The organism is Roseobacter sp. TSBP12, assembly GCF_009129705.1.
GTDB classification, from domain to species: domain Bacteria; phylum Pseudomonadota; class Alphaproteobacteria; order Rhodobacterales; family Rhodobacteraceae; genus Celeribacter; species Celeribacter baekdonensis_A.
In genome coordinates this window covers 73,860-88,577 of sequence record NZ_PYIB01000057.1, presented here as the reverse complement: position 1 = coordinate 88,577, position 14,718 = coordinate 73,860, and the positions used below count along the sequence as shown (strand labels likewise).

Genomic DNA, 14,718 nt, shown 5'->3' with positions numbered 1-14,718 from the left:
GCCACAGGCGAGCATGAGCGTGACCAAAGCCCCGCCCTCGTTCTCACCCTGGCCCAACCTGTGCCGCAGCACCGCGCGAGGGGCACGGTAGCTGCGCAGCATATCGGTGACGACACCCATGGTTAGCCCCGACGCCGGGCAAGCCAGCCCTCAAGACGGTTGAGAATATCGGCACTGATGGCCTCGTCCTCGATCTCGTCAATCGCTTCGGCCAAAAACGCCAGCGTCAAAAGATCGGTGGCCTCGGCATGAGGCACGCCACGCGATTGCAGGTAAAACAGCGCATCCTCATTGATCGCCCCCACAGTCGAGCCATGCGAACAGGCCACATCATCGGCGTAAATCTCAAGCTCAGGCTTGGCAAGGAATTGGCTGTCGTCATCAAGCAAAAGCCCCTGAGAGATTTGATAGCCATCGGTTTTCTGCGCCGCTTGTTTGACCAAAATCTTGCCTTGGAACACGCCTTTGGCGCCGTTGCGCAGCACCTTTTTAAACACCTGACGCGATTCACAGCGCAGGCCCGCATGGGTGATGAACACCGTGTCATCATGCAGGAAATCACCATCCCCCATCGCCGCCCCCGCGACATGGGCCACCGAGTCGTCGCCCACGATGTCGATGAAGACCTCGTTGCGGGTCAAGACGCCGTTGGCAGTCATGGTGAAGGATTTAAACGCCGCATCCGAGCCGACGGAGGCAAAGAGATGAGTCACAGCCCGGCGTTCATGGTCGCGGCCTTGGGCACGGACATGATGGAAGCGCGCGCCATCGGCGACCTCGATTTCCATCACCTTGTTGAACCGCGCCGCCGCCGGACCGTTTTCCAACAGCGTCAGCTCCGCGCCCGCATCGAGTTTGATCACATGGTGCAGGATCGCGTCCGAGCTCTCATCTTTGTGCAGATAAATCAGCGACACCGGGCGGCTCACCGGCCCCGTGGCGCGGATCACGATACCGTCGGTTGCAAAAGCGGTGTTGAGCGTGGCCAACGGCCGATCGACCGGATCTTGGGCACGCTTTTCAAGTGCGCCATACGCGTCTTTGACCCAATGGATGTCGCTGGACAGCGCATCGGTCAGTCGCATGACCTCAAGGTTCTCGCCTTCAAGCGCATCCGAGGCGGCTGCGTCAAACACACCATCGACAAAGACCAGTTTCAACCGCTCAAGTGCGGAGAAAATCGGTGTGTCATCGGAGTGGAACACCGCCGCTTGGGCCGGAGTTTCCGCCGTCAGACTGTCGGGTTTGGTCCAGCGCCAATATTCATCGCGGCCCTGCGGCAAGCCCATGGAGAGCAAGCGGTTCAAAGCGTCCTGACGCAGGTCATTGGCCCAAGGCGCGCCCTGCGGCATCACCATGCCCAAGACCCGCTCGGACGTGGCGTCGAGTTTGCGTTGTTTCATCTCTGCGCGTGTCATCAGGCTTGCTCCTGCTCCGCCAACAAATCGGCATAGCCATTATGTTCGACCTCAAGCGCCAATTCCGGCCCACCGGATTTGATGATGCGGCCTGCGGACATGATGTGAACGACATCGGGTTTGATGTGGTCCAAAAGACGTTGATAGTGGGTGATCACGACGAAAGACCGTTTGCCGTCGCGCAGCGCGTTGACGCCCTCGGAAACCAATTTCATCGCATCCACATCAAGACCGGAATCGGTTTCGTCCAGAATGCAAAGTTTTGGCTCAAGCATCGCCATCTGAAGGATTTCGTTGCGCTTTTTCTCGCCGCCGGAAAAACCGACATTGACCGGACGTTTCAACATATCGGCGTCGATTTTCAACGACTTGGCCTTTTCGCGTACGACTTTGAGAAACTCTGTGGCGGACAATTCATCTTCGCCGCGGGCTTTACGTTGGGCGTTTACGGCGGTGCGCAGGAAGGTCATGTTGCCCACGCCCGGAATTTCGACCGGGTATTGAAAAGCCAAAAACAGACCGGCAGCCGCGCGTTCTTCCGGCTCCATGTCCAGCAGGTTTTGCCCGTTCAAAAGTGCCTCACCTTCGGTGACCTCATAGCCATCGCGCCCCGCAAGCACATAGGAGGTGGTCGATTTGCCCGAGCCATTCGGCCCCATGATGGCATGCACTTCGCCTTCGCCGACCGTCAGGTTGACGCCTTTGAGAATTTGTTTGTCTTCTTCTTCAAGTTTGACGTGGAGGTTTTTGATTTCCAACATTTTATTGTCCTTTCACGAGGAATGACCCGCGCGCGGCAGAACCGCGGCAGGCACCAGTGTTTTATATGTGCGTTGTTGTGGTTTACCCCCCGAGCGCATCACAGAAGAGCACGCTTTGGGGAGGAATTGAGAGGCGGCTTTTACAGGCCGACGTAGCGCAGATAGAGCAGTAAAAACAGCCCGAGCGCTGCGGTTTGCATCAGCCCCGATTTGAGGCCCGCGCGCATCAAAACCCGCACCGAGGGACGGTCCGGGTCTGGCCGCGCCAGATGGGTGACACCAGAGACTTTTGCGCCCTTGGGCGTGTCTACGTCTTGCAGTCCGGTGTACACCGTCGAAAACGTATTGGGTCCGCCCCGTTCGATCCGACTGATCCGTGAGGCGAATTGCGCGTGCTGTGCATGCTGCATCTGATCCCTGCCCTTTTTTGTCTGCCTGCTTGTTGTAAGCCTCAGATTGGTTCGGGAATTGGATCAGATCATGGCATTCCTGCGGTAATCCTGCGCCTTTTGCGGCGGACGCAGGGTCATCTTGACAGGGTTCTCCGCAGTGGGTTTCCCCGACTAGATTTTGTAGCTTTGTCCACGGAAATTGAGCGTACCGGGTTCGGTGGTTTGCATCACATGCTCGACCCATTGCGTCGAGAACAGCCGCGCAAACATGTCCGGCATGTGATGGACGACATTGTGCATCGTCGCCATCGCCAAAAGAATCCCAGCACACTGTGCGCCCATCCGTTTGACCGCCGACAAAGACACCGCCTCGCGCAAAACAAAGGCGATCACGATGGCGAAAATCACGTCGAGCGCCAAATCGAAATCCGCGTTGGGGGTCACTGTGCCAGAGATTTGGCCGGAAATTTGATAGCGTAGCGCGCGCGCGATCACTGCCGCCATCCCGCCCATACCAAAGGCAATCACATAGGAGATCACTTGCGTGGCCATCAGCCGTGGCTCGCCCATCGGACGGCCGTGAACGCCCAGATTTTTGTGCCGTTGAAGCATCTGCGTCAGACGGTGATTGCGGCCAACATTTTGCGATTGCGCTGGCCCGATCATACTCACCCCGTTTTGCGGCGCGCGTGCGACACGGCCCAAACGATTGAGAAACTCCTGATGCTGATACGTCATAACCAAACCCTTCGATACGCCCCATACGCGTTCCGTTTACCACGCTAAAATGGCGAAATTCGGGCATATCCTGCGAAGCCGGAAACACTGTGTTTCGAAAAACATCGCTATGGTCACGCGCATACATCACAGTTTCACCTGAAAGGTTTTCAGCAGGGTATAAAGTTGGGCGGCGGGCAGCGTGTTGATCGGCTCAAGATCAAACTGCGCCATCCGGCCATGCAGGGCTGTGATCGTGGCAAAGTCCAAAATGGCACTGTATTTCTCTTCGCGCCCGACATAATCGTCCAAAAGCACGGTGGTCGGCTTTTGGATCGACGTCAGCGTGGCCAAGAAACACCCGGCCCGGAACCGTCCGTCGATCAGCACCAAATCCGGCGCAATCAAATCGTCGCGCTGCCACACACCGAAACAATAATCCGGGTAGCGGTGCCATTTGGCGTTGTTTTTCGGCCAGCTCCAATCGCCGGTGGGACCGATGTCGGCATAGATCAAATTCACCTCGGCCTTGGGCGGGTGCGCCGCAAAATGCGCCTGCATCGCGCCGTGCCAGTCCTTTGATCCCTCGACCGAATAGATCACCTTGCCGGGCTGCGCCGCCGCATAGGCGGTTGAGCCGCCGGAGCCGTATTCAAGGATCACGCCCGCCTGATCATATTGCCCACAGACAAAGCTCATGACCTCCAAAGGAAAGGTCAGCTCTGGCCCTTTTGGGTCAAATACATATGTCGGCGTGCTGCTCATCTCAGCCCTTGAACGTGATCAAACGGATCAGTGTCATCGCCGCAAAGGCCAGCATCGAAGCGAGAAAGGCGGTGGCATAGACGCTGTCTTTGTAAAGCCCCTTGGTGCCCGCACGTTTGGCGCGCACGGACAGGCCGATGATCGCCCCGATAAAGACACCGACGGCCACGCCGAGGCTTTGCTTGGCAAAGAGAGGAAGGAGTTCAAGGTGCATATCAGGTCCTATTCGAAAGAACGTGGAGGATGTGAGCGGGGAGGCGCGGCGTCATTTCTGGGACCGTTTCGCAAGGATCAGGCCAATAATCCGCCCAATCCCCCAATAGACGGCGGCGAAAAACACCATCGGCGTGAGAATTTCGGCGCGCGGCCAATCAAAGACCAACACCATGCCAAGGCCCCACAGGACCGTGGCAATCAGCGTTTGAATCAGAAGCCCGCGCGTCGACATCAGCCTACAGACCCCTCAAGCGAAATCGCCACCAATTGCTGCGCTTCCATGGCGAATTCCATCGGCAGAGCTTGCAACACGTCTTTGCAGAACCCGTTGACGACCAAGGCCACGGCCTCCTCTTCGTCCATGCCGCGTTGACGGCAGTAGAACAGTTGATCGTCATCGACTTTCGAGGTGGTGGCCTCATGTTCGACCCGCGACGAGTTGTTTTTGACCTCGATGTAAGGCACCGTATGAGCGCCACAGTTCGAACCGATCAACAAACTGTCGCATTGGGTGTAATTGCGCGAGTTTTTCGCTTTTGGGTGCATCGTCACCTGACCGCGATAGGTGTTTTGCGCCTTGCCCGCAGAGATGCCTTTCGACACGATCCGGCTCTTGGTGTTTTTGCCAAGGTGGATCATTTTCGTGCCAGTATCAGCCTGCTGCATGTTGTTGGTGATGGCGATGGAATAGAATTCGCCTTGAGAGTCATCGCCGCGCAGGATGCAAGATGGGTATTTCCACGTCACCGCCGAGCCGGTTTCGACCTGTGTCCACATCACTTTCGCCCGATCGCCACGGCAATCAGCACGTTTGGTCACAAAGTTGTAAATCCCGCCCTTGCCGTTCTCATCGCCCGGGAACCAGTTTTGCACGGTGGAATATTTCACCTCGGCGTCGTCCAGAATCACAATCTCGACCACGGCGGCGTGAAGTTGGGCCACGTCGCGTTGTGGTGCTGTGCAGCCTTCGAGGTAGGACACGTAGGAGCCCTTGTCGGCGATGATCAGCGTGCGCTCAAACTGGCCGGTGTTTTCGGCGTTGATGCGGAAATAGGTCGAGAGTTCCATCGGGCAACGGGTGTTTGGCGGGATGTAGACAAAGGACCCGTCCGAGAAGACCGCAGAATTCAAGGTGGCGTAATAGTTGTCCGAGACGGGCACCACGGAGGCCAGATATTTCTGAACCAACTCCGGGTGTTCCTTGATCGCTTCCGAGATCGAACAGAAAATCACCCCGGCTTTTTCAAGCTCTTTTTTAAAGGTCGTGCCGACAGAAACCGAGTCAAACACCGCGTCCACCGCCACTTTGCGCTCGGAATTGGCGCCGTCGGCAGGCACCTCGCCCGCGCCTTCGACACCGGCCAAAATCATCTGTTCTTTCAAAGAGATGCCGAGCTTTTCATAGGTCGCCAAAAGTTTCGGATCGACGTCGTCCAAAGACTTCGGCTTGTCTTCCATGCTTTTCGGGCGGGCGTAATAATACTGATCCTGAAAGTCGATTTCAGGATACTCGACCATGGCCCAATTCGGCTCTTCCATGGTCAGCCAACGACGATAGGCCTCAAGCCGCCAGTCCAGCATCCATTCCGGCTCTTCGTTTTTGGCCGAAATCAAACGCACGATGTCCTCGGACAGACCTTTGGGGGCGTAGTCCATTTCGATATCGGTGTCCCAGCCGTATTTATAGGTGCCAGCCAGCGCCTGAACGGCATCAACAGTGTCCTGTTCCACCCCGTCCTTGACTTGAACCGCGTCTTTAACCTGAACGTCATCCGTCATCGGATCACTCCTTCGTCTGTGCCAAATGGCATGTGCGTCTTATGGGGCTCTCGTGTCGGCCCCTCTTAATATAGGGTTAGGCCGCTCGTTTTTTCCAACGGCCATAGGCGGCAAGCCATGCTGTGGCAAACCGCTCAATCTCTTGTGTTGTCGTCTCGGGGCCGATGGACACGCGCAGCGCGCTCATCGCCTCAGTCTCATCATATCCCATGGCGCGCAGCACCTTTGAGGCTTTGACCTTGCCGCTCGAACAGGCCGATCCGGCACTCACCGCAAACCCCGCCAAATCCATTTGCATCACCTGTGTCTCGCCCTTCCAACCGGGCGTGATCAGGCACATCGTATTGGGCAGGCGCGCGTGCGGTTTGCCAACGAACATCGGCGTGTCAATCTCTTGTGCCAACAGATCTTCCAACAGATCGCGCTTTTGCGCCACCTCGTCCCAAACCCCGTTTGCCAGGGCCTTGGCCGCCGCTTGTGCCGCCGCCCCAAAGCCCGCAATGCCGATCAGGTTTTCCGTGCCCGAGCGACGTCCCATCTCTTGCCCGCCGCCGCGAATGCCCGCCACAACGTCCAACCCCTGACGCAGCACCAAAGCGCCGACACCTTTCGGCCCGCCGATCTTATGGCCCGAGATCAGCGCCATATCGCAGCCGATCCAATTGAACGCCACCGGCAGTTTGCCAAACCCCTGAGTCGCATCGCAAAGTGCCAATCCGTCCGGCAGCTCCTGCACGATGCCGGTCTCTGAATTCGCCAGTTGCAGCGCCGACATCGCAGGTTTCAAACAGATCACCGCACCGTCTGAGGTCACCGGAATCGACCCGCCCGACCAGGATGACACCGCCTCATGTTCCACATCGGCACAGTGCAACCCCCGTCCGGCCATCGCCAAAGCCGCCGCCTCAGTCGCCCCCGAGGTGAACACGATATCCGCGCCATCGGCCCCGAAAGCCTCGGCCACCTGCGCCCGCGCCCGCTCCATCAGGCCTTTGGCCGCACGGCCCTCGGCATGGACCGAAGACGGATTGCCGACCACATCCATCGCCGCCATCATCGCCTTTCGCGCCGCCGCACCAAGCGGTGCCGTTGCGTTGTAATCGAGATATGTGCGGCTCATGATGCCCCCTTGGCCGCGCCACGTTTGCCCGCCCACTTGAGAAGCGCCTTGCGCTGATCTTCGGAGGTGTTGCGCAGCGATCCAATCAGGCGCACCTTGGCCTTCATGCCGGTGAATTCAAGGATCGTGCGCTTCATCCGGTTGGGTCCGGCATTGCGGTTCATAATGCGGTAATACAGTGCGGGCGTGTCCATGGTGGTGATCGCCTCCGCGGTACGGCCTTTGAGGAGCTTGTCCCAAAACGGATCGTTTTCGTGATACTTAAACGCCGTTCCGGGCAAGAATGTGCGTTCAAAAAAGCCCTGCAACAGGGCGGGATGCCCGCCCCACCATGTGGGATAAAACAGGGCAAAATGATCGCACCATTCAATCGCCTCAAACGCGGCTTCAAGATCCGGCTCAAGGGGTTGCACCTGAGCGTACCCATTGTGCAAGATCGGGTCGAATGCCATGTCACGCAGCACAATCCGTCTGATGTCGGCCCCGGCCTCTTGTGCCGCGGTGGCATAGCTGTCCGCCAGCGCAGTACAAAACCGCCCCGCCCCCGGATGCGCATCAAGAATGGCGATACGTGGCATTGCCTTAGTCCTCATCCACAACGGCAAACAGGGTCGGCACCGCCGGACAGGGCCGCAATTCGTTGCGGATCACGTCCGAAAGCCGGGTTTGATGCAAGAACACATAGACATGCGCCGACAGGCCCTCCCACAACCGGTTGGTCATGCTCTGCGCCCGTGACCCGGAGACACCGCCCGAGGCCCCGGCCCCGGTGTGCATCGCCGACACGGTTTCATCCACCGCGCCCATGATGTCAGACACACGAATTTCCGAGGCCGGTCGCGCCAATTTATAACCGCCGCCCGGACCCCGCACCGAAATCACCAAATCGGCCCGGCGCAGCTTGACAAACAGTTGCTCCAGATAGGGCAACGAGATGTCCTGGCGTTTGGAAATCTCCGCCAGCGACAATAGCGCATTGTCCGGCTGCAACGCCAAATCCGCGAGCGCCACCATTGCATAACGTCCTTTGGTCGACAACTTCATGTCAGAGTCCCTCTTGATGCGATCCGAAACCATTTTGGCCCGATCATCGCGGCGTAATCCGCTTCTTAAACGCTCCAAACACCGCATCAATGACGACACGAGCGGTCACAGGGGCCGTTTTGGCGCATTTCCGCGCGTTTCCCCTTCGTAATGAGGCGAAAAACGGCGCAAATACATTGACGTATGCGGCGTGGAGCCTTACCTCCATACCACTCCCGCGCGGTCGCTCACGCAGATTTAGAATGTTTCTAAATTGCCCGAGAGATTTCGTCAACTATAAAGGCAGCGCGGTGGAAAAACGAGAGCAAAAGCGACAGCCCGACAGGGCTCGTTCCGCTCGGGCCCTCCTTGCGCGCCACATAATTCGGTGTGTGCAACGTAAGCTGGCCCGCGGAACGGAACAGGAGACAGGGACCCAATGCCCGAAGTGATTTTTCCCGGCCCAGAAGGCCGGCTTGAAGGCCGCTACCATCCGCAACGCGCTAAAGACGCCCCCATCGCCATCATTCTTCATCCCCATCCGCAATTCGGCGGCACGATGAACAATCGCGTGGTCTATAATCTGCATTATGCCTTCCACCAAATGGGCTTTACCGTTTTGCGGTTTAACTTCCGTGGCGTGGGCCGGTCGCAGGGCGAATATGATCAAGGTGTGGGTGAGTTGTCAGATGCCGCCTCCGCGCTCGATTATCTGCAATCCATGAACCCCAATGCCAAACATTGCTGGGTCGCGGGCTTTAGCTTTGGGGCCTGGATCGGGATGCAGCTTTTGATGCGCCGCCCGGAAATCTCCGGCTTTATCTCGGTCGCCCCGCCCGCCAATATGTATGATTTCTCCTTCCTCGCGCCCTGCCCGGCCTCGGGTCTGGTGATCAACGGCACGGCCGACCGCGTCGCCCCGCCAAAAGACACCCAGTCCCTGGTCGCCAAGTTGCATGAGCAAAAGGGCATTACCATCACCCATGAAGAGGTCGAAGGTGCGGGTCACTTCTTTGAAGATCCGCATATGGAACATATGATCAGCTCGGTCGACGCCTATGTCCGCCGCCGTCTGACCGAAACCAGCCGCTAATCCGCCGCCTTCAGAGGGTCCTACGATGAGCATCATGGAAGATCTGGCCGACGCCTTGGCCAAGGACACAATCGACGCCTTGGATATTGTCGGCACGGACGAACTTATTCAGGATGTGGCCCGCGTCATCGGCGCCTCCTCTGTCACCACACAGGAGGCGTTTTTGACCTCTGCCCGCGTGCGCCTGTCGGAAAAACGGGCGCGCGTTTACCTTGAAAAACGCATTGAAGAGGCGAAAAAGGGACTGGCTGCCTCCGTGCCCCCGCCCAGTGCCGAGGATGACATTGAATATTGACGCCACCCTGCCCGCTTTGCCCGAATTGACGGTGCAAGAGTCCACCCGACTGAATGCCCAATATGCATTTTTGCGGGAGGCGGATCGGCTTAAAACCGTGTTGCGCGCCAATCAATTGATGGATCGCTCGCGGTTTGAAAACTCCGCCGAACATTCCTGGCACGCCGCCCTTTTGGCGCTCCTGTGCGCGCCCATGGCCGGGCCGGATGTTGATATGTCCCGCGCCATCGAAATGCTGATGCTGCATGATATTGTTGAGGTCGATGCGGGCGATCATCCGATCCACATCACCCACAACCCCGCCTCTGTCGCCGCGTTGGAAGAGGCTGCCGCGGATCGCATTTACGGCCTTCTGCCCGAGGATCTGCGCCGCCGCTTTCGCGCCACCTGGGAAGAGTTCGAAGCGATGCAAAGCCCGACCGCGCGCTATGCCAAGGCAATTGATTTCCTCGCCCCCGCGTTACAATCCATCGGCGCGCCGGAACAGCAAGACGACGAACGTCACATCGTCGCGACCAACCTGACCCAAGGCCGCGCCACCAAGACCAAAGACATCCTGCCCGACCTGTTCGAATTCACCCGCGCCGGGTTTTATGGCGCGCCGGTGGACCCCGCCCTCGCCGCCCGCTTTGCCTTTTGGTGTGAGGCGGATCGGCTGAAATCGGTCTACCGCGCCACCCCCATCGCCGATGGCTCGCGCAAGGAAAACACCGGTGAACATTCGTGGCACATCATGCTCTACGCCCTGACGCTTGCGGATCAGGCGCAGGACGGCGTGGACATTGCTCTGGCGCTCAAGATGTTGTTGCTGCACGATATTGTCGAGATTGATGCAGGCGACACGCCGATCCATGGCGCGGTGACGCCCGAGGCGCAAAAGGCACAAGAGGAGGCCGAGATCAAAGCCGCAGACCGCCTGTTTGGCCTGTTGCCACCTGAGCAAGACGCCGAATTCCGCGCCATTTGGGAAGACTTCGAAGCCGCCCAAACCCCGACCGCGATCTTTGCCAAATCCATCGACCGGGTCCAACCCGTGCTGCACAATCTGGCCGATGACGGCGGCTCATGGCGCACCTATGACGTGAAACTGCACCAACTCGATGCCCGCGTCGGCGTCAAAATCGCCAAAGGCTGCCCCAAACTCTGGCCCTACATCCGCAGCCAATGCGAACCCTGGTTCGTGGCGCGGGGGGCGCTTTGAGGAGCATAACTGGGGGATTTCGTGCTGGGTGTGAAGGTCGGACGAAGCGGGCATTGGGGCTTAGGCTTGCCAAGTCCGCCTACGGCCCAAATGGACCATCCACCTGATGGCAGCAGGTGCCAGCTCCCAAGGTTGCCGCTGCTAACCTTCCCGACCAACCGTCTCAGATTCCAGCCCACGTTCGATATGCTCTGCGCATGGATCGATTATGTCGAGGAGAGGAACCCATTTAAAAAATGGACCAGGCTTCACTTCTCGCCTCTTTCCGTCAAACCAAGACTGGCTTTCTTGGTCAAAGGTCCATGAAACATCAATTACAACTTGATTTCCCCAGTGGGATGCCCCGGACCAATACCACAACCAACGGTCTATAGGTTCTGAAGCGACGCCTTTGGAGCTGGGAACATCTTCGTCCTTATTTCTTCTCACTGCATGCTTGGTTGCATTCGACGCCTGTCGGATGAGGCGAAATTTCCATGCATCATCATGTAGGTCATCTTGCAGCCGATCTTTAAATCTCTCTTCGATTTTGCCGCGTTGGGATTGAGTGAGTTTTTGCATATCACGACATTGGAATGCGCAGTGTGACGCGTAGGAATCCAGCGACCAAATGGCGCAAAACCCTTTGTGGAGCGAGTGGGGTTGTTCCCTAAACTCAGTAAGTATCGGCTCAAGAATTTCCGCTTTGAACGTAAGCGCATCAAGCATTCCTGAATTTCCTTTTGAACATAACAGGGGGGACGGTGACAGGTGCCTACACATAGCGGACATTTGTTGAACTTGCAGCATCCGTCAACTTGGCCTCAAACCGGACATTCTGCCCTCCAGAAACCAATCCCTCGCCCCCAACTCCACCTCACGCCCTGTTCGGCGGAATGGCATAGGTCAGTGACGCCTGCGCCAAGACCGCGTCCGAGCCGGGGTTGCGAATTGCAACCTGTCCCACGGCCAAGGTTCTGCCGAGTTTCAACAACCGCGCTTCGCCCAAAAGCGGCAGATCGGCGGCGGGTTTGCGCATGAAATCAATGTGGGCATTGGTGGTCACGGCCAAGGCGACCGGGCCGATTTTGGCGAGGATGGCAAAGTAAAGCGCCACGTCGGCCAGGAGGAACATCGTCGGCCCGGACAGTGTGCCGCCGGGCCGGACATGGCGCGCGTCGGGGGTGAGGCGCAGGGTCACGGCGTCGTCCGTGACGGTCTCGACGCTCAACACATCGCCCACTTCGGTGAACTCCCGCGCCAGAAAGGCCTCCAGCGCGGGTTTGTCCATCACATTCGCCATCAGAAACCGTAAATCCCGGCAAACTTTGCCTCAAGATAGTCCAAAAGCGGCGCTTCGGTCGGCTCAAAGCCACAGGCATGCACGATGGTGTCGCGCGGCTCGCGCAGACCGCCGAACTGTTGCAGATGCTCGGCCAACCACGCGGTCGCGGGCGCGGTGTCGCCTTTGACCAAGGCGCTGTCCAAATCCGGCACGTCGGCGCGCAGAGCTTGGTGCAGACAGCCGGCGTAGACATTGCCCAGCGAATAGGTCGGAAAATAGCCAAACAGGCCCACCGGCCAATGCACATCCTGAAGACAGCCATTTGATATTTTATCGACTTTGACGCCAAAATCCGCCTCAAATCGCGCATCCCATGCTGCGGGCAGATCGGCAATCTCCAAATCGCCACCGATGATCTGACGCTCCAAATCAAAGCGCAAAAGCACATGCAGGTTGTATTGCACCTCGTCGGATTCCGTGCGGATATAGCCCGGCAGGACGCGGTTGACGGCGGCATAGAACCCTTCGGCGCTGTCGATGCCGATGTCGCCAAAGCTGTCGCGCATCTGGCCATAAAGGTATTCGGTAAAGGCACGCGAACGGCCGAGTTGGTTCTCGTAAATCCGCGACTGGCTTTCGTGGACGCCCATAGAGACGCCCTCGCCCAGAGGCGTCAAAAGATAGTCGCCATTGATGTTTTGCTCATAGCACGCGTGGCCGACCTCGTGGATGGTTGAGTAGATCGAATTGAACGGGTCTTCGGGGTTGGTGCGGGTGGTGATGCGCACATCCTGGCCCGACCCCGACGAGAACGGATGCACCGCCTTATCAATCCGTCCGCGCGCGAAATCATAGCCAAAATTCACCGCCAGCGCCGTGGTCAGCGCCATTTGTTTGGCCTCATCAAAGGTCCCGGTGAGACCCTTGGGCTGATCCGCCCCCATGATTTTATCGCGCAGCGCCACCAATCGGGGCCGCAGCGCGCCGAACATGGCGTCCAATTCCGCCCCCGACGAGCCGGGTTCGTAATCTTGGTGCAACGCGTCCCAAAGATCATGATCCGTGCCCTGCTGCAACGCCGCCGCCTCTTCGCGGCGCAGCGCCACGACCTGTTCAAACATCGGGGCGAAATGGGCGAAATCATCGCGGGCGCGGGCCTCGGCCCAGACCCCTTGGGCCATGGACGTGACCTTGGCCAATTCCGCCGCCAAACGCGCCGGAATTTTGACCGCGCGCTCGTAAGACCGGCGGATGTGACGCAACTGCGCCTGAGACACCGCGTCCAAAGAGCTTGGATCAATCGAGGACAGCCAATCGCCCAAACGGGGATCGGATTTGCGGGTATGAAGCACGTTCTCTAGCGCTTCGAACTCCTCACCACGCTGCTCGGCGGCTCCTTTGGGCATCATGGTTTCCTGATCCCAATTCAACCGGCCCATAATGGCGCCAAGCGCACGGGTTTCACGGGTAAAACCCATCAGATCATCAAATGCGGACATGATTAAAGGCCCTCCCGGACCGATTGAGGTTTGGGATAAAAGCTCAGGAACCGGGCGCGCAAAATGGCGACAAACAGCGCCACCGCACCGATCTGATGCGCGATACCAAGGTGCAAAGGTGCGCCGTTGAGAACGGTCACGATGCCCAAGACCAATTGCAAAAACAGCACCGCTGCCATTAGGTTAAACGCCCCTGCCGTGGTGCGATTGGCGGATTTTCGGCCCTTGGACCACAAGACGATGCCGTAGATCACCAATAGATAGCCCATGACACGGTGGACAAATTGCACCAAAGCCGGGTTTTCAAAGAAATTGCGCCAGATCGGCGTGATGTAAAACGGGTCCGGTGGCAAGACCTGCCCGCCCATCAGCGGCCAATCGGTATAGCCTCGGCCCGCATCAATCCCGGCCACCAAAGCGCCCAGAATGATCTGAAGAAAGGCGAAATGCAGCATGCCGGTGGACATGCCAAAAAGCTTTTTATCGGTGGCGCGCCGGGCCTGCATCAAGTCGGGTTCGGTGCGCCCCAACAGGAAAACAAACCACGCGATAAAGCCCAGGATGATAAAGGCCAGCCCCAGATGGGTGGCGAGGCGATAAGAGGCGACATCAAGCCGCGTGCCCTCAAGCCCTGATGAGACCATCCACCAGCCAATCGCGCCCTGAAGCCCGCCCAAAGCGCCGATGAAAATCAGGCGTTTGTGCCATCCGGTCGGCACTTTGCGCGCCAAGGCAAAGCCCGCGTAGCCCAGAAACCAGACCATGCCGATCACCCGGCCAAGCTGACGATGGCCCCATTCCCACCAATAGATGCTCTTGAACTCGGACAGGCTCATGCCCTCGTTTTGCAACTGGTATTCGGGGATTTGTTGGTATTTTTCAAACTCGGCGGTCCAGGCGGCATCCCCCATCGGCGGCACAGCCCCGGTCACGGGTTTCCATTCGGTGATCGAGAGGCCGGAATCGGTCAGCCGGGTCAGCCCGCCGACCGCGATCATCATCATCACCAGCGCGAAAATCACCATGAGCCACGCTCGGATGCCTTTGCGTGCGCCCCGGCCCCGTTTTTCGATCAGCCCGGTTTTCGGGGCGGCTTTTGGTGTGTCATCAGAGGCCACCTCTTCGAAAATGCTGCGTTTTTGCGCCATGGTTTTCCCTTATCTTTGCGTGCACGA

At 58.2% G+C, this 14,718-nt stretch carries 18 protein-coding genes; 3 read left to right on the top strand and 15 right to left on the bottom strand.

Annotated features, from left to right (window positions below; translation table 11 throughout):
• Positions 1–122 precede the first annotated feature (122 nt).
• The 11 genes from C8029_RS17425 to iscR form a co-directional block, all read right to left on the bottom strand.
• Complete coding sequence (locus tag C8029_RS17425) at positions 123–1,418, bottom strand: SufB/SufD family protein (protein ID WP_152003388.1); 1,296 nt, start codon at positions 1,416–1,418, stop codon at positions 123–125.
• Positions 1,418–2,179 carry a Fe-S cluster assembly ATPase SufC gene (gene sufC, locus C8029_RS17420; RefSeq protein WP_152003387.1) on the bottom strand — a complete coding sequence of 254 codons (762 nt, stop codon included), beginning with the start codon at positions 2,177–2,179 and terminating at the stop codon, positions 1,418–1,420. The genes C8029_RS17425 and sufC overlap by 1 nt, the downstream gene beginning before the upstream one ends.
• A gap of 140 nt (positions 2,180–2,319) precedes the next feature.
• On the bottom strand, positions 2,320–2,589 hold the full coding sequence (locus C8029_RS17415; protein WP_152003386.1) for a hypothetical protein: 270 nt from the start codon (positions 2,587–2,589) through the stop codon (positions 2,320–2,322).
• Between the two features lie 153 nt (positions 2,590–2,742).
• Positions 2,743–3,309, bottom strand: a complete 567-nt coding sequence (locus C8029_RS17410) for a hypothetical protein (RefSeq protein WP_009571846.1) — start codon at positions 3,307–3,309, stop codon at positions 2,743–2,745.
• Positions 3,310–3,435: 126 nt separating this feature from the next.
• Positions 3,436–4,053 carry a hypothetical protein gene (locus tag C8029_RS17405; RefSeq protein WP_009571845.1) on the bottom strand — a complete coding sequence of 206 codons (618 nt, stop codon included), beginning with the start codon at positions 4,051–4,053 and terminating at the stop codon, positions 3,436–3,438.
• A 1-nt stretch (position 4,054) separates the two neighbouring features.
• Entirely contained in the window at positions 4,055–4,267 is a 213-nt protein-coding gene (locus tag C8029_RS17400; RefSeq protein ID WP_009571844.1) for a hypothetical protein, read from the bottom strand.
• A gap of 51 nt (positions 4,268–4,318) precedes the next feature.
• Positions 4,319–4,501 (bottom strand): hypothetical protein, encoded by a 183-nt coding sequence (locus C8029_RS17395; RefSeq protein WP_009571843.1) that lies wholly within the window; start codon positions 4,499–4,501, stop codon positions 4,319–4,321.
• Complete coding sequence (gene sufB, locus C8029_RS17390; RefSeq protein WP_009571842.1) at positions 4,501–6,048, bottom strand: Fe-S cluster assembly protein SufB; 1,548 nt, start codon at positions 6,046–6,048, stop codon at positions 4,501–4,503. Before sufB ends, C8029_RS17395 begins: the two co-directional genes overlap by 1 nt.
• A 76-nt stretch (positions 6,049–6,124) precedes the next feature.
• Complete coding sequence (locus C8029_RS17385; RefSeq protein ID WP_152003385.1) at positions 6,125–7,168, bottom strand: cysteine desulfurase family protein; 1,044 nt, start codon at positions 7,166–7,168, stop codon at positions 6,125–6,127.
• Positions 7,165–7,746, bottom strand: coding sequence for an NAD(P)H-dependent oxidoreductase (locus tag C8029_RS17380; protein ID WP_152003384.1), 582 nt, complete (start codon positions 7,744–7,746; stop codon positions 7,165–7,167). The genes C8029_RS17385 and C8029_RS17380 overlap by 4 nt, the downstream gene beginning before the upstream one ends.
• Positions 7,747–7,750: 4 nt before the next feature.
• Positions 7,751–8,212, bottom strand: coding sequence for a Fe-S cluster assembly transcriptional regulator IscR (gene iscR, locus C8029_RS17375; RefSeq protein ID WP_009571839.1), 462 nt, complete (start codon positions 8,210–8,212; stop codon positions 7,751–7,753).
• Between the two features lie 418 nt (positions 8,213–8,630).
• Here iscR and C8029_RS17370 point away from each other — a divergent pair, with 418 nt between their 5' ends.
• From C8029_RS17370 to C8029_RS17360, 3 genes are read left to right on the top strand one after another with little or no spacing between them, the layout of a single operon-like run.
• Positions 8,631–9,284, top strand: coding sequence for an alpha/beta hydrolase (locus C8029_RS17370; RefSeq protein WP_009571838.1), 654 nt, complete (start codon positions 8,631–8,633; stop codon positions 9,282–9,284).
• A 25-nt stretch (positions 9,285–9,309) separates the two neighbouring features.
• Entirely contained in the window at positions 9,310–9,579 is a 270-nt protein-coding gene (locus C8029_RS17365) for a hypothetical protein (protein WP_009571837.1), read from the top strand.
• Complete coding sequence (locus tag C8029_RS17360) at positions 9,563–10,780, top strand: HD domain-containing protein (RefSeq protein WP_226946384.1); 1,218 nt, start codon at positions 9,563–9,565, stop codon at positions 10,778–10,780. Before C8029_RS17365 ends, C8029_RS17360 begins: the two co-directional genes overlap by 17 nt.
• 141 nt (positions 10,781–10,921) lie before the next feature.
• Here C8029_RS17360 and C8029_RS17355 read toward each other — a convergent pair whose 3' ends face one another.
• The 4 genes from C8029_RS17355 to ctaA all read right to left on the bottom strand — a co-directional run bounded on the left by C8029_RS17355 (position 10,922) and on the right by ctaA (position 14,691).
• Positions 10,922–11,488 (bottom strand): hypothetical protein, encoded by a 567-nt coding sequence (locus C8029_RS17355; protein ID WP_152003383.1) that lies wholly within the window; start codon positions 11,486–11,488, stop codon positions 10,922–10,924.
• 148 nt (positions 11,489–11,636) lie between these two features.
• On the bottom strand, positions 11,637–12,062 hold the full coding sequence (locus C8029_RS17350; protein WP_152003382.1) for a PaaI family thioesterase: 426 nt from the start codon (positions 12,060–12,062) through the stop codon (positions 11,637–11,639).
• Positions 12,062–13,543: a carboxypeptidase M32 gene (locus C8029_RS17345; protein WP_193217680.1), complete on the bottom strand. Its 1,482-nt coding sequence runs from the start codon at positions 13,541–13,543 to the stop codon at positions 12,062–12,064. Before C8029_RS17345 ends, C8029_RS17350 begins: the two co-directional genes overlap by 1 nt.
• Before the next feature lie 2 nt (positions 13,544–13,545).
• The gene (gene ctaA, locus C8029_RS17340) at positions 13,546–14,691 is read right to left on the bottom strand and encodes a heme A synthase (RefSeq protein ID WP_009571832.1); all 1,146 of its coding nucleotides are present in this window, start codon (positions 14,689–14,691) and stop codon (positions 13,546–13,548) included.
• Positions 14,692–14,718: the final 27 nt, after the last annotated feature.